The organism is Haloplanus sp. GDY1, from assembly GCF_023703775.1.
GTDB classification, from domain to species: Archaea; Halobacteriota; Halobacteria; order Halobacteriales; family Haloferacaceae; genus Haloplanus; species Haloplanus halophilus.
In genome coordinates, this window is record NZ_CP098514.1 from 75,654 (window position 1) to 95,648 (window position 19,995).

Below are 19,995 nucleotides of genomic sequence, written 5' to 3' on the forward strand. Positions count from 1 at the left end.
TTGGGAACCGTCGGGCAAGTATCTGTGGCCGGTCAGTCGAGGCGCTCGGCCGCGTCCCGATCCAGCAGGGGTTCGGCGTTCGGCGTCGGCAGCGTCACCACGTCCTCGCTCGCGAGGTCGTACTCCCGCTCGTCGACGCCGAAGATCTCGCCCACGTCGCGGGTGATCCGCAGGGTGGTGCGGTCGGTGTCGGCGGCCTCGCCGCCGTCGGGCGTCGGTTCGGTCCCGTCCGCGCCGCCCGGCGTCGGCGCCTCGACTTCCGGGCCGTCCTCGTCGCTCCGTGCCGCCCCGTCGGCCGACGTCGCCGCGGGGGACCCCGACCCGGCCCCGGCCCCGTCGCGCGAGCCGTCACCGCCCATCGCCTCCGCGAGGAGGTCGTCGGGATCGGGCGCCGGCCCCGGATCTGCCGCGGGGTCGTCGGCCTCCGGCGGCGGGGTCGGATTTGCCGCGGGGTCGTCGGCCTCCGGCGGCGGGGTCGGATCTGCCGCGGGGTCGTCGGCCTCCGGCGGCGGGGTCGGATCCGTCGCCGACGACGCGGGCTCCGGATCGGGTGCGGGATCGGCGGCCCCGGGTGCCGGCCCCGCGTCCGACGCGTCGTCCGCGTCGTCGGTCTCGACGTCCCCGGCGAGCGTGTCGAGGACGGTCTCGCGGTTGGTCTCGATGCGTGCGACCAGATCCTCGAAGAGGTCGCGCTCCTCGCTGGTGAGGCCCTCGTCCTCGGTCGCCATGCCGGCGGCGGCGAAGGTCGCCCGCTTGACGATCTTTCCGATCCGGCGCTCGTAGATGCTCTCGACGACTTCCTCGGCGGTCTCGATTTCGTCCGTGAGGCGGCTCACCTCCGGCGAGGAGAAGGGATCGTCGGCTTCCTCGGCGACGCGTTCGCGTTCGGCCTTGCGCTCGGCGACGTAGTCCGCCACGTCGCGGTAAAACGAGTCCCGGAGGTGCTGGAGGCTGTCTTTCTGCCGTTCGGTGCGCTGTACGGAGCGCAGTTCCTCCACGTTCATTCTTTGACCTTCCGGGCCCGGTCGCGCGTCATCAGGAACACGCCGACGCACTCCGGTACCGTTTGCTCTCCCGCGTCCAACGTAAACGTGTCGCCGTCGAGTTCGACCCGCCCCGGATCGGTCACGTCGACCCGGACGGAGCGCCGGGTGAACCGCTCGGGGACGGCGTCGACCAGCGGGTCGAAGTCGTCGACGGCGTCCCGGTCGATCCGCCGGACGACGAGGCCGCTGCCGCCGTGGAGGCTCCCCGGCAGGCGGATCAGGCGGTGGGTGTCCGTCGTCACGGGTTCGTCGATGGGCGCCGTCTCCGCCGCGACCGTCTCGGTCGCCAGCGCCTCGACGAGGGTGCGCGCGCCCGGCCCGCCCACCTCGACGTTGCCGCGTTCGACCGCGCGGTCGTTGTCGACGAAGGCGTCGAGCAGCGTCGCCGCGCCCTTCTCGCCGATGCCGTCGAACGCCGTGAGGCGATCCGTCGCCTCGTCCTCGTCGAGCGTCCGCAACTCCTCGACGAACTCGCGGAGGCGGCGGTGGGTGCGCCGGCCCCATCCGCCCTCGGTGCGGAGTTCGCGCCGCGTCACCCCGTCGACCGCCCGCGTCCGCACAAGTCCCTCGACGTCGAGGTCGACCGCGCGGACGTAATCGACGACCTCTCGCCGCGCGGCCGAGTCGAGGCCGGCCAGTCCCTCGTCGCGGACGTGGACGTGGTAGCCGCGGCCCCCCGAGAACACGACGGTCACGTCCTCGAACCCGAAGTCGTCTTCCAGCAGGTCGAGCAGCCGTCGGAGGGCGTCCTTGCAGGCCGCGAGCATCTCGGCGTACGTCGCCGCCTCGGGGTCGACGCTCGGGAGGTGGTCGGCGTCCAGATCGAACACGAGGTCGGCGCCCTGCCAGCCCTTCGCGTCCATCTCCGCCGCCCCCGGGTCGTCGTAGCGCGCCGCCGAGAAGTAGACGTGACGCGGCGCCTCGCGTTCGAGGAAGTCGGGCACCTCGCCGAGGTCGTAGATCGACTGGTGGCGGACCATCGTCGTCGCCGCGCCGTCCGTCCAGGGGATGTGGCCCCACTCCCGCCGCTCCGGATCGGGAGGCAGCGTCGGATCGACGCCGCGGTAGTAGTCGCCGAAGCGCCCCGAGAGGTACTCACGCGTCCGTCGGTCCATCCGGTACGGTCTCGGCCGGGGACGGTATAGTAGCTTGTGATCGGCGGGCGGCGCGCCGTGGAAACCCTTTTTTTCGGCGCCGGTGAGGGACCGACATGGACCTCGGGGCGATCGGACTGGCGGGGACGACACCACCGATCGGGACGTGGGAGTGGCTCCGGTGGCTGTGGGGCTTCGCCTCCGTCCGGGTCGCCGTCGCCGTCCTGATCGTCCTCGGGGGGGTCGTCCTCTCGAAGTTCCTCGTCCGGCTGCTCGGCCGACCGGTTGCTCGCCGGTTCCAGCGCCAGAGCGTCGCCCAGACCGTCCTCGGCCTGCTCCGCGTCTCGACCGTCGTCGCCGCGACGTTCGTCGCGGGGAGCATCGTCGGCCTCGGCATCGGCGACATCGTCCTCTCGGTGACCGTCTTCTCCGCCGTCCTCGGTATCGTCCTCGCCCCCATCGTCGGCAGCATCATCAACGGCGTGTTCGTCCTCGCGGACAACCCCTACGAGATCGGCGACATGATCGAACTCGAGGACGGCCGCCGGGGGTTCGTCGACGACATCACCCTCCGCTACACGAAGATCTTCACCCTCGACAACACCTTTCTCGTCGTCCCGAACTCGTCGATGCGCGAGCGCGACGTGACCAACTTCTCCGCCGAGGACGAGCGAACCCGACTGTCGATCCCCCTGCTCGTGACCTACGAGGGCGACCTCGACGCGGCACGGCGGATCATGGAGAAGTCCGCACGGGACTGCGAGGGGGTGATCGAGGGCGGCCCGGACATCCGCATCGGGAGCGCGCGCTACCCCGCGAAACCGACCTGCCTGATCGACGCCTACGCCGACAGCGGCGTCCGCCTCGTCGTCCGGTTCTGGGTGCGAACGCCGTACAAGATCCCGCGGGTGGAGTCCACGGTCCGCGAGCGCATCTGGGAGAACCTGACCGAGGCGGACGTGGAGATCGCCTACCCCCACCAGCACCTCCTGTTCGACGAGAACAGCGGACAGGCGCGGGTCGCCGTCGAGGAGGGCACCGGAACCGCCCCCCAGCGGACGGCTGGCCCGACCGGCCGGGAGGGCGACGCGGCCGCCAGCGGCGTGACGGACGCCGATCCGGCGGCCGACGCGGAGGCGGACCCCGACGGACCGCCGCCGGAGTGACCCCTACGCGCTGACGGTGATCACGTCGCAGTCGAGTTTCTCCCGCAGGAACTGATCGATGTCCGGGTCGTCGAGAAAGCGGGCGAAGGTGCGGCGCCAGCGGCCGACCTGCTTCGAGCCGATGACGACGGCGTCGGCGTCCTCGGCGGCCACCTCGTCGAGGATGGTCTCCTCGACGAGGAATCCCCGGCGGACCACGTAGCGGGCGCGGTCGACGTGGCCGAACTCCGCCTCGACCGCGCGCTTCAGGTCCGTCCGCGTCACCTCCCGGCCCTCCTGGTAGAGGTCGACGTGCAACACCGTGAGGTCGGCGCCGCGGTCCTCGGCGATCCGGATCGCCTCCGCGAGCGTCGCCCGGGAGTGTCTGCTGAGCGGGTACCGGACCGGGACGACCACCAGCGTCATGGAACCAATGAGTGGACCGGGCGGTTTCAATGTATTCGATCCGGCCAGTTGGGAGCCCCCCGCGGGGACTCCCGACCGCGGTCAGTTCTCGAGTTCGAACGCCACCTCGACCTCTGCCTGGTACTCGCGGTTCTCCACGGCCGCGACCTCCACCCCGAGTTCGTCGACCTCGATCCACTTGACGTTGTTCAGCGTCTCGTCCGCGCGGTCGATGGCGTCGTCGACCGCGTCGTCGAAGCTGTCCGAACTCCGGCCGATCAGCGTGATCTTCTTGAAAACCATGGCTCGAACCCCTCGATACGTTGACCCACGCACGACTTAAATCCACGCCCGTCCCGCGGGTTGCGGTCGGAGACGCGGGCGATCCCCCGAACCCTCCCGGCGTCGTCGGAGCCCCTCGCGTTCCGAACGGGGTCGCTCTACTCCGACCGGTCCCGGCGCGCGACCCGCTCGCCCGCGGCGTCGACCCCCGGTGGCGGATCCACGACCGCCGGCGGGTCGTCGAGCCAGTCGTCGAGGCGGGCCGCCAGCTCGTCGTCCAGGTCGCGTTCGCGATACCGTCGTAGCCCGTCGCGGTATCGGCCCACGTCCCGCGTCGCTGGCCGCGCCGCCGGTCGCTCGCAGACGAGTTCGGCCAGCCCCGTCTCCGCGCCGGTGAACGCGAAGCCGGCGCGGTAGGCGGCCCGGTAGGCGGCGGGGTTGTTGACGGCGATGCGGACCCGGTCGTAGCCACGCGCGGCGGCGCGGCCGGCGACGAAGGCGAGGAGTCGGGCACCGAGGCCCTCCCCCTGCCGGTCGTCCCGGACGGTCACGTAGCGGACGACGAGGCGGTCGGGGTCCGTGCGGTCGGCGCTGAACGACGCGGCCGCGAGGACGCCGTCGTCGAACTCGCGGTCAGTTTCCGAGGAGCGTGGCTCCTCGCGGTCGGTTTCCGAGGAGCGTGGCTCCTCGTCCCCCACACCATCGCGGACCACCGCCTTGCCCGTCGATCCGAGGACGAACTTGCCCGCGTAGGCGAACCGCCGGTAGTCGAGGCGGAGCGTCGGGGCGTTCGGCGGCCACCCGAGGCAGGCGAACTCCATGGGTACCCTTCGCCCGCGCCCCCGAAACCTTTGGCGCTCGGCCGCCGAGTCCCCGGTATGCACGGCTCCGGCGACGTCCGATTCTTCGACCGCGTCGCGACCCTCTACGACCGACTCGCGCCGGCGACGGATCCCGAACCGCTCTGGGCCGGACTCGCGCGGGCCGACCGCCCCGTCGAGCGGGTACTGGACCTGGCGGGCGGCACCGGCCGGGCGGCGCGGGCCGTGAGCGAACCGGGGACGGGGTGGCGCGCTCCGGAGACCCTGGTCGTCGACGCCTCGCGACCGATGCTCCGCCGGGCGGCCCGCCGCGGGTCGGCGGCCGTACAGGCCGACGCGGGGCGACTCCCCCTCCGCGGCGAGGCCGTCGACAGCGAGGGTGATGGGTCCCATCGGGCAGACGGCGAGGCCGTCGACAGCGAGGGACCGGAGCCCCCTCGGGCAGACGGCGAGGCCGTCGACGCCGTCGTCGTCCTCGACGCCCTGCATCACCTCCCGGACCCCGGGGCCGCGCTCTCGGAGGCGGCGCGGGTCCTCCGACCGGGTGGGGTCCTCGTGATCCGGGAGTTCGATCCCGGGACGGTCCGGGGGCGGGCGCTGGTCGCGGCGGAGCGACTCGTCGGCTTCGACTCGACGTTCCGCGGCCCCGACGCGACGGCGAGCGCCGTGGCGGCGGCGGGACTGACCCCGTCCGTCCTCGACCGGGGGTTCGCGTACACGGTGGTCGGGAAGAAGCGAGGGAGCCATTAGGCCCCAGTCGAAAGCGCGGGTATGGCCAACGCAGTCGCAGCTTTCTTCGACCGTCGTCTCGACGGCCGTGCGACGCCGCTCGCGGTCGGCGACCTGATCGTCGTCGCCGTCCTCTTCAGTGCGGGTACGGTCCATCACAACGGCTTCGCGTTCGTCGCCGCGAACCCCGGGTATCTGGCGGGTGCCGTCGGCCCCTTCCTGATCGGGTGGATCGTCGCGGCGCCGCTTCTGGGCGCGTACGCCCCGGGTGCCGCCGAGTCGTCGAAGGCGGCCGTCCCGCTGGCGCTCCGGTCGTGGCTGGTCGCGGACGCCATCGCGCTGGGAATCCGGGCGACGCCGTTCGTCCGCGGCGGCGTCCAGTTGACGTTCGTCGCCGTCTCCCTCGGCGTCGGCCTCGTGGGGCTGGCGCTCTGGCGGACGGCCTTCTTCAAACTGCGGTAGACACACCCCCCGGCGCTCAATCCCGCCGGATCAGGTAGACCGCGAGGGTCGACGCCACGGCCGCGAACCCCGCGAGGACGACGAACAGGGTCCCGGGGTCCGCGTAGGTGAGAACGGCGCCGGCGACGGCGCCGCCGAGCGCCCCGACGCCGAACGAGCCGAGGTACGTGTAGCCGTAGGAGAGGCCGCGGGTGCCGGCGGGCGTGTAATCGGCGACGGTCGCCTGGTAGAGCGGTTGGGCGGTGAAGAGCGTGGCGCCGAACAGCGCCCCGAAGACGAGCAGGGGGCCGAACCCGAGCGCCGCCACCGGCAGGAAGGCGAGCGCGAGGACCGCGAGCAGGGCGAAGACGGCGGCGATGCCGTACTCGGGGGGGAAGCGATCGGTGAGTTTCCCGCCGAGATACTGCCCGCCGATGCCGACGAGCAACAGGCCGGCGTAGAAGTACCGCTCCGGGTTGAGGGTGCGCCCCGACTCGACGCCCGGCACGAACGCGGAGAGCGGCACGGGATCGAAGCCGGGGAGTCCCTCCAGCAGGTTCGGGAGGAACGTCAACACCCCACGGTAGTACAGGCCGTTGGCCATGACGACGACGAACACGACGACGAACGCGCCGGCGAAGAGCCTTCTCGACTCGGTGACGAACTCGGCGAGCGAGTCGACGCCGCCCTCCGTGCGGGCGTCGACGCCACCGTCCGTGCCCATCCCGTCGCTGGCGGCCGTCTCGTCGAACTCCGCGCGCAGCGCGTAGAGGCCGGCGACGAGGGCCGGCACCGCGAGCACCGCCGCCACCGCCGTCCAGTCGAAGACGAGGAGGAGCAGCGCCGTGAGGAGCGGCCCGAGGCCGATGCCGACGTTGCCGGCCACGCCGTGGTAGGCGAAGCCGGTGCCCCGCTCCGTGACGCCCTTGCTGATGAGCGTCAGGCCGGCGGGGTGGTAGACGCTCGCCGCGAGTCCCCACAGCAGGAGGGCAAGCGTCACCACGACGAGGTCCGGGGCGACGCCGAGGAGGAGGAACGACCCGCCCATGCCGAACAGACAGGCGGCGATCAGCCGTCGCGACCCGAGTCGGTCCACGAGGACGCCGCCGGGGAGGGCGCCGACGCCGAACAGGCCGTACCCCGCGGTGACGATCAGCCCCAGCGTCGCCTGCGTGACGCCGAACTCCACGCCGGCGACGCCGATGACCTCGAACTCGGCGAGCCAGATGGAGACGAAGATGGGGATGGAGAGCTCGTAGGTGTGGACCAGCCCGTGTGCCACCATCGACAGCCCCACGATCGCCCGGTCGTTCCCGTTCACGGTCGCTCACACGACGCCGATCGACTTAATTCCTACTAGATGACTGACTGAACATAATCATCGTCGGTGTGGATAGTACGTCCGCATCTATCATGGAAAACTTATGAGATGGTTTCGAAAAAGCTGCAACTGGGATTCGCAGTGCCTACGGGAAAGAATTATGTGAGCGGCTCCGATAGTATCGTACGGATGGTACCTATGACCGGATACTACGACTACGTCCTCGGCCTCGTTCCCGTCACCCTCGTTGGCATCACCGCAGTCCTCGCCGCCGTCGGCGTCGGCTATCTGACGGCGGTGTCGGTCGGTGCGGCCGCGGCCGCGCTCGTCGTGGGACACGCCATGTTCGTCAACGGTCCGGTCGCACCCGAGGAGAGCGGGTCGGTCCGCTCGGCGTCGGACCACGGTCCAGTCAACGCCGACTGATTGCGTCGACGTCGTTCGACCGCCCCGCCCGCTGCTGCTTAGGTGGAGTCTGCTCCCGAAACGGACGGAGGTCCGTTCGCGTCCCTCGTCGCCGCCCGCTCGCTCGGCCAATAGTATAACTGCCCGCCGCGCACAGGGGAGGGTATGACCGACGCGTTGTTCCTTTCGAGCGAGGCGGTCGCCGGCCTGGCGACCCCCGCGGAGTACGTCGACGCCGTGCGCGAGGGATACCGCCAGCGCGGCGCGGGCGCGCCCGCCGAACCCCGGACGGCGCTGTACAACGAGGAGCCACCCGGACTCTTCACCTCCTACGCCGCCGTCCTCCCCGACACCGGGGCGATGGGCGGCTACACGTACAGTGCCGGGTTCGGCGAGGGCGACGCGTGGTTCGTCACGCCGCTGTTCGACGCCGAGTCGGGCGAACCCCTCGCCCTCCTCGACGGCGCGAGCATGAACCCGTTCAAGACCGGCGCCGCGGGCGCCGTCGGCGTCGACGCCCTCGCCCGCCCGGACGCCTCGGCGGTCGCCGTGTTCGGCGCCGGCGCGCAGGCCCGCGGGCAGTTGCGCGCGATCGACACCGTCAGGGACGTCGAGACCGTCTGGGTGTACTCGCCGACCAAGTCCAGCCGCGAGGCCTTCGCCGGCGAGATGGACCGCTACCTCGACGCCAGCGTGGCCGCCGTCTCCTCCAGCGCCGCCGCCGTCGAGGGTGCCGACGTGGTCGTCACCGCTACCGACTCCCCCGAACCGGTGTTCGACGGCGACCTGCTCGAACCCGGCACGCACGTCACCGCCATGGGCCAGTACCACCCCGAGAAGCGCGAACTCGACGACCGGACGGTCGCGCGGTCGACCTACGTGATCGACCTCCGCGGTCGACTCACCCGGGACGCCGGGGCGTACATGCACGCCGTCGAGTCCGGAGCCGTCGAGGCGGACCACTGCCACGCCGAACTCGGCGAGGTGGTCGCCGGCGAGGCGCCGGGCCGCACCGACGAGGAGGAGATCACCGTCTTCGACAGCGGCGGGACGGGCATCGAGACGACGGCGGCCGCCGCGATGCTCTACGAGAAGGCGCGCGAGGAGGGGCTGGGCCAGGAACTCCCCTTCGCGCCCGCGAGCGAGGCGCTCACCGGCCGGGAGTAGTCAGCGCGGCCGAGCGAGGATCCCGCCGCCGACGAGACAGCACAGCGCGACGACGCCCACCGTGAACAGGGTGTCGACCCCGATGACGCCCAGCAGGACCGCCGCCGCGCTTCCGACGAACAGGAGGCTCGCGAGGCCGAGAAACGCCTGTCCGGCGAGTCGGGAGCGTCGCATCACTCCAGTCGGTATCGCAACAGCGCCGCGATTCCCCCGAGGTTCTTCAGTCGCTGTCCCGGTTCGAACTCGCCGGAGAAGACGACGACGTCGCCGCCCTGGCGCTCCACCGACGTGATGACCTCGTCGGCGTCGACGTCCCAGTCGCCGCGCCCCCCGCGCTCCTCGCGCAGTCGGTCGTCGAGGACCAACAGCGTCTCGACGGCGCCGTACTCGGCGGCCTCGGCGACCGCTTCCGGGCCGTAGGTCGCCTTCTCGCCCGTCGCCATCCGCTCGGTCAACTCGTCGATGAGTTCGGCCTCGCGGGCGATGCGCGTCTCGGCCTGGACGTCCTCGACCGCCCCCCGCTTCAGCACCTCGTGGACGCCCCGGTCGCCCACGCCCGAGGTGTCGACGGTGGACGTCTTCTCGGCCACCTCGGGGAACTCCTCCTCGAAGTGATCCAGGGCGTCGCCCTTCGTGAACCCGGGTCCGGCGAGGATGATCGCGTCGGGGTCGAGGTGGTCGAGCGCCTCGCCCAGTTCCGCGAACAGTTCCGAGCGGGGGCGGGCGTACTCCCCCTTGCCCGTCGGCCGGGTGAACGAGGCGTACTCCTCGGTGCCGTACTGGGCGACGGTGTGGACGTGTGCCTCCCCCTCCTCGACCGTCGCGATGGCGACGTCGGGGTTCTCGGCCGCCGCCTCCGCCTCCTCGATGCGCTCCATCTGGTCCGGCTTGAAACGTTTCTCGATCGTCAGCTCGTCGTGTTCCTCGACGTTCAGCGTGTGGTGATGTCCCAGTTGGTCCTCCCGGGAGCAGCCGACGATGACGCCGCCCACGCGCAGGCGGTTGGCGAAGCGCGCGAACTCCACGTCCTCCACCTCCAGCGTGACGTGGATGTGTTCGCGCTCGCCGCCGGTGTCGCGCATCTGGTCGTCGTCGCGCTGGATGCGTCGGCTCGTGTCCCCCGCCACCTCGTCGCCGGGTTCGAGGACGTACGACAGGTGCCAGAGGTCGTCGACGTTCTCGGGGACGACCGTCAGCCGGGTCCGTCCCTCCTCGCCGCGACCACGGCTCTGGATTCGCATACCGAACGCTCGCCGCCCACGGCCACATACCTTGCCATTCGACCTCGTTCTCCGCCGAAAAAGTCGCTCCGTCCCGATCAGATGGCGGGCCGCTCCGCCCCCGTCTCGCCGTCGTCGTCGTGGACCGTCAGCCCGCGAGTGTCGCCCCAGGCGTGCCCGACGATGTAGTACGCCGCGACGACCGCGTAGAAGCTCACGAACGCCCCGACGAACGTCCCGAGCAGCGGCACGACGCTGAGGAGGCCGGTGACGACCCCCGCGCCGAGGAGGACGGCAAAGCCCAGCAGCCACCCCGTCGCGTAGGTCCCCGAGGTGAGGACGGGACGCAGGTCACCGACCGCGAAGCCGGCCCGGACCGACCCCGACTCGGCGTAGTTGGCGACCGCCGCGGGGACGACGTAGGCCGCAAGTAGGCCGACGACGAGGGCGAGCAGGCCGCCCACCAGCGTCACGCCCCCGACGAGCAGGCCGCTTCGGGGCCCCGGCCCGGCGATCAGCGCCGCGAACGCGGCCGTCAGGCCGATCAGCAGGCCGGGGACGATCCCGTAGACGAACGCGATGGCGACGGCGTAGAGGCCGTCGCGCCCGAGGTCACCCCAGTCCTCGAACCGTGGCGGCGCGTCGTCGCCGTGCATCGTCGCCCGCAGGACGCGAACGAGATAGCCCGCGACGAACACGACGGGAACGAGCAGGAACCCGAAGAACGTCAGGAGGCCGCCGATCAGGACCGTCTTTACCCAGTCGTCGCTCGTGCGCAGGTAGGTGAGTGATTCGTTGATCATGGTGGCGAGCAGGACGGACCGATCCGCGGTTGCTCGGACATATAACGCGTCTGATGGTATTAAAGATACCCCGACTGACAGTCGCTCGCTCCCCGCGGCGTCGACGGGGTGGTCGGCTCACTCCGCCGGCACGTTTCGAAGCCCGTCCCGGAGGTAGAGGACGGACTCGTAGCGGTCGGCCTTCTCCTTCGACAGCGCGGTCAGGAGCACGTCGTCCAGCGCCTCCGGCACGTCGGCCACCGCGCTCGGCGGCGTCGGCTCCTCGTGCAGGACGCGGTGCATCGCCTTCGCCGGCTTGCCCTCGAACGGCGGTTCGCCGGTGAACAGCTCGTACAGCACGGCGCCCAACTGGTAGACGTCCGTGACGTCGTCGGCCTCGCCGTACTCCTCGTCGAACTGCTCGGGCGCGGCGTACCCCGGCGACAGCCCCTCGACGCTCTTGGAGTGCTCCAGCAGGTGCTTCGAGAGCCCCCAGTCGGCCACCTTGGGGACGTCCCACGCCCCCTCGACGGAGCGAAAGAGGACGTTCGCCGGCTTCAGATCGAGGTGGACGACACCGTGCCGGTGGGCGTGGCGGACGCCCTTCGCGAGGGCGACGGCGGTCCACCGCGCCTGTTCGAACTCCATGGCGCCCGCTCGCTCGCCCAGGTCGCCCGCGTCCATGTACTCCATGGCGATCCAGGGGAGCGGTTCGGCGCCGTAGTCGACGACCCCCACGACGTGGTCGTGGCCGCCGAGTCTGTCCCACGTCTCCGCCTCCTCCAGCAGTCGCTCGACTGCGTCCGTGTGCAGCGTCCCCTGCATCCGCGGGCGCTTGATCGCCAGCGTCACCTCGCCGTCTGCGGTGGGTAGGGTCGCCCGCGTCACGTCGGCGTTGCCGCCGGCGCCGATGGGTTCCTCGTCGGTCAGCGCGTCGTAGTCGACGGTCACGTCGGGGGCGCGCGGGATCGATTCGGGTGGTCCGGGGCGGTCCGCACGCCCGGCCTCGGCCGGCAGGTCCCCCCGGCGTCGGTCGCGTGCCGCCGCCTCGCGGCGGTCGTCGAACCCCTCCTCTGTCGCCCGGTCGGCCAGCGCCTCCGCGCGGCCCACCGCCTCCCGGAGCGAGCCGGGGTCGTCGGCGAATCGCGCCCCGTAGATCTCCCGTTCGGTCCCCGCCAGCCGGTCGAGCCGCTCCTCGACCGTCGCCGCGTCCACGGCGTCGCTCCCGCTCGCCGCCTCCCGGGCCTCGCGGTACGCCGCCCGGGCGTCGTCCACCAGCGAGAGCGCGCGGTCGTACTCGCCGGCCGCGACGAGGTTCGTCGCCTCGACTTCGAGGCCGTCGCCGTCGTCGATCAGGTCGGCGGCGGGGTCGGGCTCCGGGGCCATCTCGGCTGCTCCCTCGCCGGCCTCGCCCGCCGTCCCGGCACCGCCCCCCTCGTCCGCGTCGTTCCGGAGGCGTTCGATGTCCTCCTCGGGCCACGAGATGCCGTCCGGCTCCCCTTCGTCGCCGTCGTCGTCGCGGATGCGTTCGAGCGCCGTGGGTCGGTCGTCGTCGCGGGGGCGGTCCGCGTCGACGTCGCCCCCGCCTCGGAGGCCCCACCAGAGTACCCCGGCGCACAGAACGAAGACGCTGGCCACGACGCCGGGCCACACCCGCTCGAGAAGCAGCTCCCCGGACGGACCGAGCACCGGCAGGTCGGCCCCCGCCGATCCGACGCGGTCGAGTCCATCCTCGAGCGCGTAGACCCTGTCTTCGGCGTCGTTGACGTAGACCGTCCCGTCGGCGACGACCGGCGCGCGCGCCCAGTCGGGCAGCCCGAACCGCCAGTTTCTGTCCCCGTCGTTCGCGTAGATGGCGTACACGCCCTGGGTCCCGCCGACGTAGACGGTGTCGTCGATCACGGCGGGCTTCCCGGTGAGCCCGTCCATCCCGAACGACCACCGCTCGCTCCCGTCGGCCGCGTTCAGCGCGCTCACGCCACCGTTCCGCTCGACGTAGACGGTGCCGTCGGCCACCGAGGGCGACGGGTACCCGCGATCCGTCTCGGCGGTCCACCGCTCGCTCCCGTCGGCCGTCTCCAGCGCGTACAGGGGGGACTCGTAGCCGCCGGCGTAGACGACGCCGCTCGCCACCGCGGGCGTCCCGACGCCGCCGTCGACGGTGACGCGCCACCGCTCGCTCCCGCCGTCGGCGTCGAGCGCGTAGAGGGTCCCGCCGTCGTCACCCGCGTAGACGGTGCCGTCGGCGACCGCCGGCGTCCGGCGGATCCGCTCGTTCGCGTCGAACCGCCAGCGCTCGCTCCCGTCGCTCGCGTCCAGCGCGTACACGTCGGTCGTACAGACGTAGAGGGTGTCGTCCGTCACCGCGGGGCCGGCCGAGATCCCGCCGTCGACCGACACTCGCCAGCGCTCGCTCCCGTCGCTCGCGTCCAGCGCGTACACCGTCTCGTCGCTCGCGAAGTGAACGGTGTCGCCGGACACCGCCACGGCGCTGTGGACGACGGACTCAGTGCCGACCTGCCAGCGCTCGCTCCCGCCGAGCGAGTCGAGCGCGTACAGGCCGTCCGACGTCGCGACGTAGACGGTGTCGTTCGCCACGGCGAGCGACGTGACGGTGCCGGACCGCTCGACCCGCCAGGACTCGCTCACGCCGCCGACCGGTCCCGCGTTCTCGGGCGCGTATCCCGTGTTCGCCGCCCCGTATCCGAACTGTGGCCAGGAGTCGGCACGCTGCCCGCTCGCGACGCCGGTCGCCGCCGCCATCGCTCCTCCGACGGCCGTCCCGCCCATCGTCCGCAACGCCTCCCGCCGCGTCCACGCCCCACCCATCGATGTGCTACCCTGGTGCGCGCGGGAACTAAATGATTTTCCGCTACTCCTCGACGATGCTGCTCCCGCCGGGCGGCAGGAACTCCTGAATCCTGTCTGGGCTCGCCACCTTCCGGAGGAACGACTGGTCCGCGAACCGCTCCTTGAACTCCCGGTAACACCGCTTGGCGGCGTCGTTCTGCGCGAACTTCCCGGGTTCCAGCCGGATCGACGTCTCCGCGCGCGGTTCGATCGCCGACGGCGGCCCGCCGATCACCCGCGTCTCGGATTCGCACTGGATCCCCACCGCGACGCTCGCGGACACGTCCCGGAAGTAGGTGCGGTCGCCGCGGATGACGAACCCGCCCTTCTCGATGTACTCGCCGCTCTCGGGGGTCTTCGACACCTGCTCGGGGTCGACCACGTAGGCGTCGCCGGCGAAGCGGCCGTCCTTCCAGACCGAGGAGTAGGAGACGGCGAACCGCGCGGCCTCCTCCAGACTGCTGTCGGGGAAGTCCACCTCGCGGGCCTTCTCGCTCGGCCCCGTCGCCTTCAGGAGCGTCACCGGGCCGCCGTGGGCCTGCGCGTGGAAGAAGCGGTCGTTGCCGTCCATGTACTTTTTCACCAGCGCCTCGTTCTGGTCCGCGTTCCGGCCGCCGATGACGAGGAAGCCGTCGCTCGTGTGGAACCACCGGAACTCCTCGTACCAGTGTTCGGGCTTCCGGATCGGGATGGACGACCGCGAGAGCCAGTCGACGTCGCGGTCCTCGTCGTCTTCGTCGTCCTCGTCGTCCTCGTCGTCGGCCTCCCACTCCTCGCGCCGCCGCTTGACCGCTGCCAGTTCCTCCCGGGTGTTCTCGATGGCCTCCAGGGCCCCCTCCTTTTTCTCTTCGACCCGCTTTGCCTCCGTATACCGGCGGTCGGCGTTCTTCTCGACGCCCATCGAGGGGTCGACCGGCACCTCGGTCCCGTCGAGGTCGACCGTCACCTCGCCCTCGGCGGCGTTCACGTCGACGACGGCCTCGGCGGCCGGAATTCCCCGCTCCGCGCCCTCCGCGAGTGTCTCCTCGACCTCCTCCCACGGGACGCTCTCCTCGCGTGCGGCCCGCACCGTCGAGATGATCTCGTCCACGAGGTCGTAGTGGGCGTACAGCGCCTCCGCCCGCTCGCGCTCGGCCTCGGCCTGCTCCTCGAACCCCTCGATTGCGCCCTCCTGTTGCTCGATGATGCGCTGCTGTTTGGCGATCTCGGCCTCGAAGTCCGGGCGCTCGGTCCCCGTCGCCTCCTCCTCGGGCTCGCGCTCCAGGCGGTGGAAGTAGTCGTCCAGGGCGGCGTTGAACGAGTCGAAGCCCTCGGCCTCCAGGTTCGCCCGCTCCTCGAGGGGGAACGGCGTCGCGTCGACGACCCGGTCGTCCTCGAGGTACACCCGCGGGTCGAAGTCGCCCTCGCGGAGCCGGTCGGCCAGGCGGCCGATGGCGTCGTAGAGCGCCTCGTACTCCGCCTCGCCCGCGTCCGCGATGTCGAGCGTCTTCTCGACGCCCGCGCGGGAACAGACCTCCTCGCCGTAGAGGCCGCCGAAGTTGAGCTGGGTGGCGAGGGTGCGCACCACGTCCGTGTCCGACTCCTGCATCTGCCGGACGAAGCCGTCGTAGCCGACGGTCAGCGGGTCGACCCGCGAGTCCGGGAAGCCGTACTGCGATCCGGGAGCGACCGTCCGCGACTTCAGGCGCACGGTCTCCAAGCTCCGCACCACCTCGCCGCTCTCGTCGAGGACGGCGACGTTGCCCTGCCCGAACAGTTCGGCGACGACGGTGGTGTTCTCGTCGTCGCGCTCGAACTCGAAGACGAGGATGCGGTCGAACTCGTACTGCTCGACGCCGGCGAAGTCGGCACCGCTCAGGCGGTTCCGGAGCATCATCGCGAAGTTGGGCGGTCGCCCCGGCGCGTCCGCGACGTGTTCGGGGTCGGCGACGTGGGCGCGTTTCACGTCGCCCACCTCGATCAGCAGTTCGACGCGGCCGCGGTCGAAATCGCGCATCCGGAACCGCAGGAGGTCGTCGTCGTAGAGGTAGACCTTGTCGACCTTCGCCCCCTCGTACCGGCCGAGTTCGGTGACGAGGGCGGCGAGGTCGACGCTGGTCAGTTCCCGCTTCGCGTCCATACCCCGCCTTACCGGGCGGGGCCGAAAAGGCGTGTCGTTGTGCGGGCGGGGCGGCTCAGCCGCGGCGCCGGCCCAGCGCCGCCAGGCCGGCGACGACGAGGGCGGCGAGCGTCGCGGTCGGACCGAAGCCGGCGCCGTCACCGGCCGTCTGCTCGGCCGTCGGCGTTCCCGTGGCCGTCGGTTCGGGGGTGGCGGTCGGCGTCGCGGTGGCGGTCGGCGTCGGCGTTCCCGTGGCCGTCGGTTCGGGGGTGGCTGTCGGCGTCGCGGTGGCCGTCGTCTCCGGATGGACCACCGCGAACAGGGAGAAGCCGTGGGTCTCGGCGGCCACCGTCACCGTCTCCCCGTCGCCGCTCGCGACCGACGTTTCGAGCCGGTCCGCCGGGCTGGTGCTACTCAGGCGGACGATCCTGACGGTTTCGGCCGGCGCGTCGTTCGCCGTGAACTCCGTCCGCGGCAGGGTGATCTTCACGCGCGGATCCCGGCCGTCGGCCAGGTCCGGCACGCCGATCCGGACGGTCGCGAGCAGTTCCCCCTCGGGTGCGGACACGTCCGCGGGGAGGCTGTCGACCGGTTCCATGGCGATGGCGCCGGTCGTCGGTTCGTCGAACACGACCGTCACCGCCCGCACGTCGGCGTCGCGGAACGCCTCGGTCACGGTCGTCTCGGCGACGATGATGTCCTCGCTGCCGCCGTCGTCCACGTGTTCGCCGTCGATTCCGCTCGCCGTCGCCGCACCGGCGACCGGTCCGGCGACCGTCGATACGACGATCACGACCGCCAGCGCCGCCGCTCGCGGTCCGGTTCGATCCCCGAACATGGGTCAGTCGTCGGCGGGGCGTCCTGTCGGAGGGCGCATCGGCGGGCACTCACGGCTCGGGACGGGTCAATCCGCTGCATGCGTGTGCAGGGCCGGCGCTCGACGCCGGCTACTATAACCCCTCCGCCCGAGTCCATTCGGTATGCGACTGGAGGACTACTGGGGCGTCGGCCCGAAGACGAGCGAGCGCCTCCGCGAGGAACTGGGTGAGGCGGCGGCCGTCGAGGCCATCGAGTCGGCGGACGTGCGCGCGCTGACCGACGCGGGGATCACGCGCGGCCGGGCGACGCGCATCCTCCGCCGGGCGAACGACGAGGCCGGGATGGACGCCCTCGCCACCCGGGACACGAGACAGGTGTACGACGACCTGCTCGAACTCGCGAGCGAGTACGCCCTCACCCGGCACGCGGCCGACCGCATCCGTGTGCTGACGCCGCTCTCCTCCCGGGCGGCCGTCGAGGACCGCCTCGACGACGTCGACGCCGCCCGGGAGGCCTGGACCGCCCTCGACGACGCGGGGCGGGCGGCCGTGATCGACGCGTTCGAGGCGTACGACGCCGCCGAGGGCTCCGAGCGCGCCGCCGTCGACGCCGCCCTCGCGCTCCGGGAGGCGGGCCTCGGCGGGGCGGCCTTCGACGCTCTCGGCGACGTGGATCCCGAGGCCCTCCGCGAGGCGGCCGAGGCACTGGAGTACGTCACCGCCGAGGGGGTCGCCGAGGGGGCGGACGACCGCCTCGACGACCTGCGGGCCCGCCTCGCCGACGCCCGCGACCTGGAGAACTCCGCGTTCGACGTCCTGGAGCGGGTCCGCGAGACCGGGGTGCGCGATCTGGCTGACTTCCGGGGGGCCTTCGCCGACTACGTGGACCGCGAGACGCGGCTCTCGCGGTCGGCCATCGAGGAGGCCGCGCCCGCGGAGGCCCACGACGCCGCCGACTTCGTGAGCACGGCGCTCCGGGCGCTCGTCGACGACCTGGAGCGCCGGGCGGCCGAGCGGGAACGCGAGGTGGAGGACGACCTCCGTGCCTCGGTGGCCGACGCCCGCGAGGACGTCGACCGGGTGCTCGCCGCCGTCGACGACGTGGCGTTCGACCTCTCGCTGGCCCGCTTCGCGGAGGCACACGGCCTCGTCCGGCCGACCCTGGGCGGCGACTGCCTCGCCGTCGAGGGGGCGCGCAGCCTCTTCCTGTCCGATCCGGAGCCCGTCACCTACGCCGTCGGCGACCACGACCTGTCGCCGCCGACGGGCGACCGCGTGGCGGTCCTGACCGGGGCCAACAGCGGCGGGAAGACGACGCTTTTGGAGACCTGCTGTACGATCGCCCTGCTCGCGGCGATGGGGCTGCCCGTCCCGGCCGACCGCGCCGCCGTCGGCTCCTTCGACGCCGTCGTCTTCCACCGCCGGCACGCCAGCTTCAACGCCGGCGTGCTGGAGTCGACGCTGAAGTCCATCGTCCCGCCCCTGACCGACGACGGGCGGACGCTCATGCTCGTCGACGAGTTCGAGGCGATCACGGAGCCCGGCCGGGCCGCCGACCTGTTGAACGGGCTGGTCGACCTCACCGTCGACCGGGGCGCCCTCGGGGTCTACGTCACTCACCTCGCGGACGACCTGAGCCCGCTCCCCGACGCCGCGCGCGTCGACGGCATCTTCGCCGAGGGACTCACGCCCGACCTGGACCTGCGGGTGGACTACCAGCCCCGCTTCGGCACCGTCGGCAAGTCCACGCCGGAGTTCATCGTCTCGCGGCTCGTCGCCAACGCGAGCGACCGGGCCGAGCGCGGCGGGTTCGAACACCTCGCGGCCGCCGTCGGCGAGGAGGCGGTCCAGCGCACCCTCGCCGACGCGTGGGAGGAGTGACGGCCCGGTCGGGACCCCCAGTATGCAGGGCCGTCGTGGCCCGTCGGAGCGTGCGACTCTTAACCCCGCGTCGTCTGGGGGAGATATGTTCGAGGACCGCTCGGGCCTGCTCGCCGACAATCCCCCGTTTCGAGGGTACGGCGCGGCCGTCACGCCCGGCCCCGACGGTCCGCTCGTCTTCGTCGCCGGCTTCGGCAACGCCAACCGCGTCCTCCGGTTCGAGGGCGACGCCGTCGTCGACACGGCCTGTGGCGTCCTCGCCGACGACGGGCGCCACGCCATCGGCGTCGCCGCGGCCGACCTCGACGCCGACGGCCGCGAGGAGGTGTACGTCCACAACGTCGCCGCCTTCGGCGGCACCTCGGCGGAGGCCGACCTCCTCCTCGACCCGGAGTGCGACCGGGCCCGGTGGCGGGACCTCTTTGCCGACCCGGTGAACCGGGGGCGGGAGAACTACCGCGTCGGCCGCTCGGTCGCCGCCGTCGACCGCCTCGGCACCGGCCGGTACGGCCTGTTCGTCACCGGCTACGGCGCCCCCGCCCGGTTCTACGAGGTGGGCGACGACGGCGGCATCACCGACCTCGCCGACGCGGTCGGCCTCGACGTGGTCACCGGCGGCCGGTCGGTCGCCGCCGGTCCCATCATCTCCGAGCGAACGGACCTGTTCGTCGGCGCCGAGCGCGGGCCGAACCTCCTGCTCCGGAACGTCGGCGGGAAGTACGTCGACGTGGCCCGGGAGTACGGCGTCGCCGACTCGGAGGAGAACGCCCGCGGTGCGGCGCTCGTGGCGCCGGACGGGGCGACGTCGCCCGATATCGTCTGTGGCAACTGGAACGGCGCGAACCGGCTGTTCGCCCGCGAGGGCGACGCCTTCCGCGACGCGGCGCCGGCCGACCTCGCCCGCCCGGCGCGGGTCCGCACCGTCGTCGCCGCCGACTTCGACAACGACGGCCGCCTGGATCTGTTCGTCAACTGCCTCGGCGCGCCCAACCGCCTGCTCACGTACGACGACGGGTGGACACAGACCGGGATCGGCGACGCCTCAGAACCCGAGGGGATGGGCACCGGCGCCGCGGTAGCCGACCTCGACGGCGACGGCACGCTGGAACTCCTCGTCGTCCACGGCGAGGCCGAACCGCAGTCGCTCTCGCTCTATCGCGCACCGAACGACGGCGACTGGCTCCGCGTGCGGCCGCTCACGCCAGCCGGCGCCCCCGCTCGCGGCGCGCGCGTGACCCTCCGCACCGACGCCGGGCGGCAGGTCCGCATCGTCGACGCCGGCAGCGGCTACCTCTGCCAGATGGAACCGGTCGCCCACTTCGGCCTCGGATCGTCGACCCCCCACGAGGTCGCCGTCCGCTGGCCCGACGGCCGCGAGCGGACGATCACCGACCCGCCCGCGTGTGCGACGCTCCGCCCGACCCACCCCGGCGGCTGACCGCCCGCCGGTCGAGGTAGCGGGATTTAAGGAGAGGTCCCCGCTACTGACT

The 19,995-nt window shown here is 72.1% G+C and carries 19 protein-coding genes; 7 read left to right on the plus strand and 12 right to left on the minus strand.

Annotation, left to right across the window (positions count from 1 at the left end):
- Positions 1-32: 32 nt before the first annotated feature.
- Both NBT67_RS00430 and priS read right to left on the minus strand, forming a co-directional pair.
- Positions 33-1,004 (minus strand): hypothetical protein, encoded by a 972-nt coding sequence (locus tag NBT67_RS00430; protein WP_251342853.1) that lies wholly within the window; start codon positions 1,002-1,004, stop codon positions 33-35.
- Positions 1,001-2,161 (minus strand): DNA primase small subunit PriS, encoded by a 1,161-nt coding sequence (gene priS, locus NBT67_RS00435; protein ID WP_251342854.1) that lies wholly within the window; start codon positions 2,159-2,161, stop codon positions 1,001-1,003. The genes NBT67_RS00430 and priS overlap by 4 nt, the downstream gene beginning before the upstream one ends.
- A gap of 95 nt (positions 2,162-2,256) precedes the next feature.
- On the opposite strand from priS, the gene NBT67_RS00440 reads away from it, so the two are divergent.
- Complete coding sequence (locus NBT67_RS00440) at positions 2,257-3,306, plus strand: mechanosensitive ion channel family protein (protein WP_251342855.1); 1,050 nt, start codon at positions 2,257-2,259, stop codon at positions 3,304-3,306.
- A gap of 3 nt (positions 3,307-3,309) precedes the next feature.
- On the opposite strand, the gene NBT67_RS00445 is transcribed toward NBT67_RS00440, so the two are convergent.
- From NBT67_RS00445 to NBT67_RS00455, 3 genes are all read right to left on the minus strand, one after another.
- Complete coding sequence (locus NBT67_RS00445; RefSeq protein ID WP_251342856.1) at positions 3,310-3,711, minus strand: universal stress protein; 402 nt, start codon at positions 3,709-3,711, stop codon at positions 3,310-3,312.
- 81 nt (positions 3,712-3,792) lie between these two features.
- The gene (locus tag NBT67_RS00450) at positions 3,793-3,993 is read right to left on the minus strand and encodes a dodecin (RefSeq protein WP_251342857.1); all 201 of its coding nucleotides are present in this window, start codon (positions 3,991-3,993) and stop codon (positions 3,793-3,795) included.
- Positions 3,994-4,130: 137 nt separating this feature from the next.
- Positions 4,131-4,793, minus strand: a complete 663-nt coding sequence (locus NBT67_RS00455; protein WP_251342858.1) for a GNAT family N-acetyltransferase — start codon at positions 4,791-4,793, stop codon at positions 4,131-4,133.
- Between the two features lie 57 nt (positions 4,794-4,850).
- Here NBT67_RS00455 and NBT67_RS00460 point away from each other — a divergent pair, with 57 nt between their 5' ends.
- Together NBT67_RS00460 and NBT67_RS00465 are read left to right on the plus strand one after the other, a co-directional pair.
- Entirely contained in the window at positions 4,851-5,543 is a 693-nt protein-coding gene (locus NBT67_RS00460; protein WP_251342859.1) for a class I SAM-dependent methyltransferase, read from the plus strand.
- A 21-nt stretch (positions 5,544-5,564) separates the two neighbouring features.
- Positions 5,565-5,984, plus strand: coding sequence for a DUF3054 domain-containing protein (locus NBT67_RS00465; RefSeq protein WP_251342860.1), 420 nt, complete (start codon positions 5,565-5,567; stop codon positions 5,982-5,984).
- A gap of 16 nt (positions 5,985-6,000) precedes the next feature.
- Here NBT67_RS00465 and NBT67_RS00470 read toward each other — a convergent pair whose 3' ends face one another.
- On the minus strand, positions 6,001-7,248 hold the full coding sequence (locus tag NBT67_RS00470) for an MFS transporter (RefSeq protein ID WP_251344397.1): 1,248 nt from the start codon (positions 7,246-7,248) through the stop codon (positions 6,001-6,003).
- 234 nt (positions 7,249-7,482) lie between these two features.
- Between NBT67_RS00470 and NBT67_RS00475 the strand changes: the two genes are divergently transcribed.
- Both NBT67_RS00475 and NBT67_RS00480 read left to right on the plus strand, forming a co-directional pair.
- On the plus strand, positions 7,483-7,710 hold the full coding sequence (locus NBT67_RS00475; RefSeq protein WP_425498927.1) for a DUF8015 family protein: 228 nt from the start codon (positions 7,483-7,485) through the stop codon (positions 7,708-7,710).
- A gap of 144 nt (positions 7,711-7,854) precedes the next feature.
- A complete protein-coding gene (locus tag NBT67_RS00480; RefSeq protein WP_251342862.1) occupies positions 7,855-8,856 on the plus strand; it encodes an ornithine cyclodeaminase family protein in 1,002 nt (333 codons plus the stop codon).
- On the opposite strand, the gene NBT67_RS00485 is transcribed toward NBT67_RS00480, so the two are convergent.
- The 6 genes from NBT67_RS00485 to NBT67_RS00510 all read right to left on the minus strand — a co-directional run bounded on the left by NBT67_RS00485 (position 8,857) and on the right by NBT67_RS00510 (position 16,644).
- Positions 8,857-9,030: a hypothetical protein gene (locus NBT67_RS00485; protein WP_251342863.1), complete on the minus strand. Its 174-nt coding sequence runs from the start codon at positions 9,028-9,030 to the stop codon at positions 8,857-8,859.
- Complete coding sequence (locus tag NBT67_RS00490; protein WP_251342864.1) at positions 9,030-10,097, minus strand: mRNA surveillance protein pelota; 1,068 nt, start codon at positions 10,095-10,097, stop codon at positions 9,030-9,032. The genes NBT67_RS00485 and NBT67_RS00490 overlap by 1 nt, the downstream gene beginning before the upstream one ends.
- A 77-nt stretch (positions 10,098-10,174) precedes the next feature.
- Positions 10,175-10,879, minus strand: a complete 705-nt coding sequence (locus tag NBT67_RS00495; RefSeq protein ID WP_251342865.1) for a DUF4013 domain-containing protein — start codon at positions 10,877-10,879, stop codon at positions 10,175-10,177.
- A gap of 117 nt (positions 10,880-10,996) precedes the next feature.
- A complete protein-coding gene (locus NBT67_RS00500; RefSeq protein ID WP_251342866.1) occupies positions 10,997-13,687 on the minus strand; it encodes an outer membrane protein assembly factor BamB family protein in 2,691 nt (896 codons plus the stop codon).
- A gap of 43 nt (positions 13,688-13,730) precedes the next feature.
- Positions 13,731-15,827, minus strand: coding sequence for a ribosome rescue protein RqcH (rqcH, locus tag NBT67_RS00505; RefSeq protein WP_251342867.1), 2,097 nt, complete (start codon positions 15,825-15,827; stop codon positions 13,731-13,733).
- Between the two features lie 55 nt (positions 15,828-15,882).
- Positions 15,883-16,644: a hypothetical protein gene (locus NBT67_RS00510; protein ID WP_251342868.1), complete on the minus strand. Its 762-nt coding sequence runs from the start codon at positions 16,642-16,644 to the stop codon at positions 15,883-15,885.
- Between the two features lie 142 nt (positions 16,645-16,786).
- Between NBT67_RS00510 and NBT67_RS00515 the strand changes: the two genes are divergently transcribed.
- Positions 16,787-18,505 carry a MutS-related protein gene (locus NBT67_RS00515; RefSeq protein WP_251342869.1) on the plus strand — a complete coding sequence of 573 codons (1,719 nt, stop codon included), beginning with the start codon at positions 16,787-16,789 and terminating at the stop codon, positions 18,503-18,505.
- An 85-nt stretch (positions 18,506-18,590) separates the two neighbouring features.
- A complete protein-coding gene (locus NBT67_RS00520) occupies positions 18,591-19,943 on the plus strand; it encodes a CRTAC1 family protein (protein WP_251342870.1) in 1,353 nt (450 codons plus the stop codon).
- Positions 19,944-19,995 lie beyond the last annotated feature (52 nt).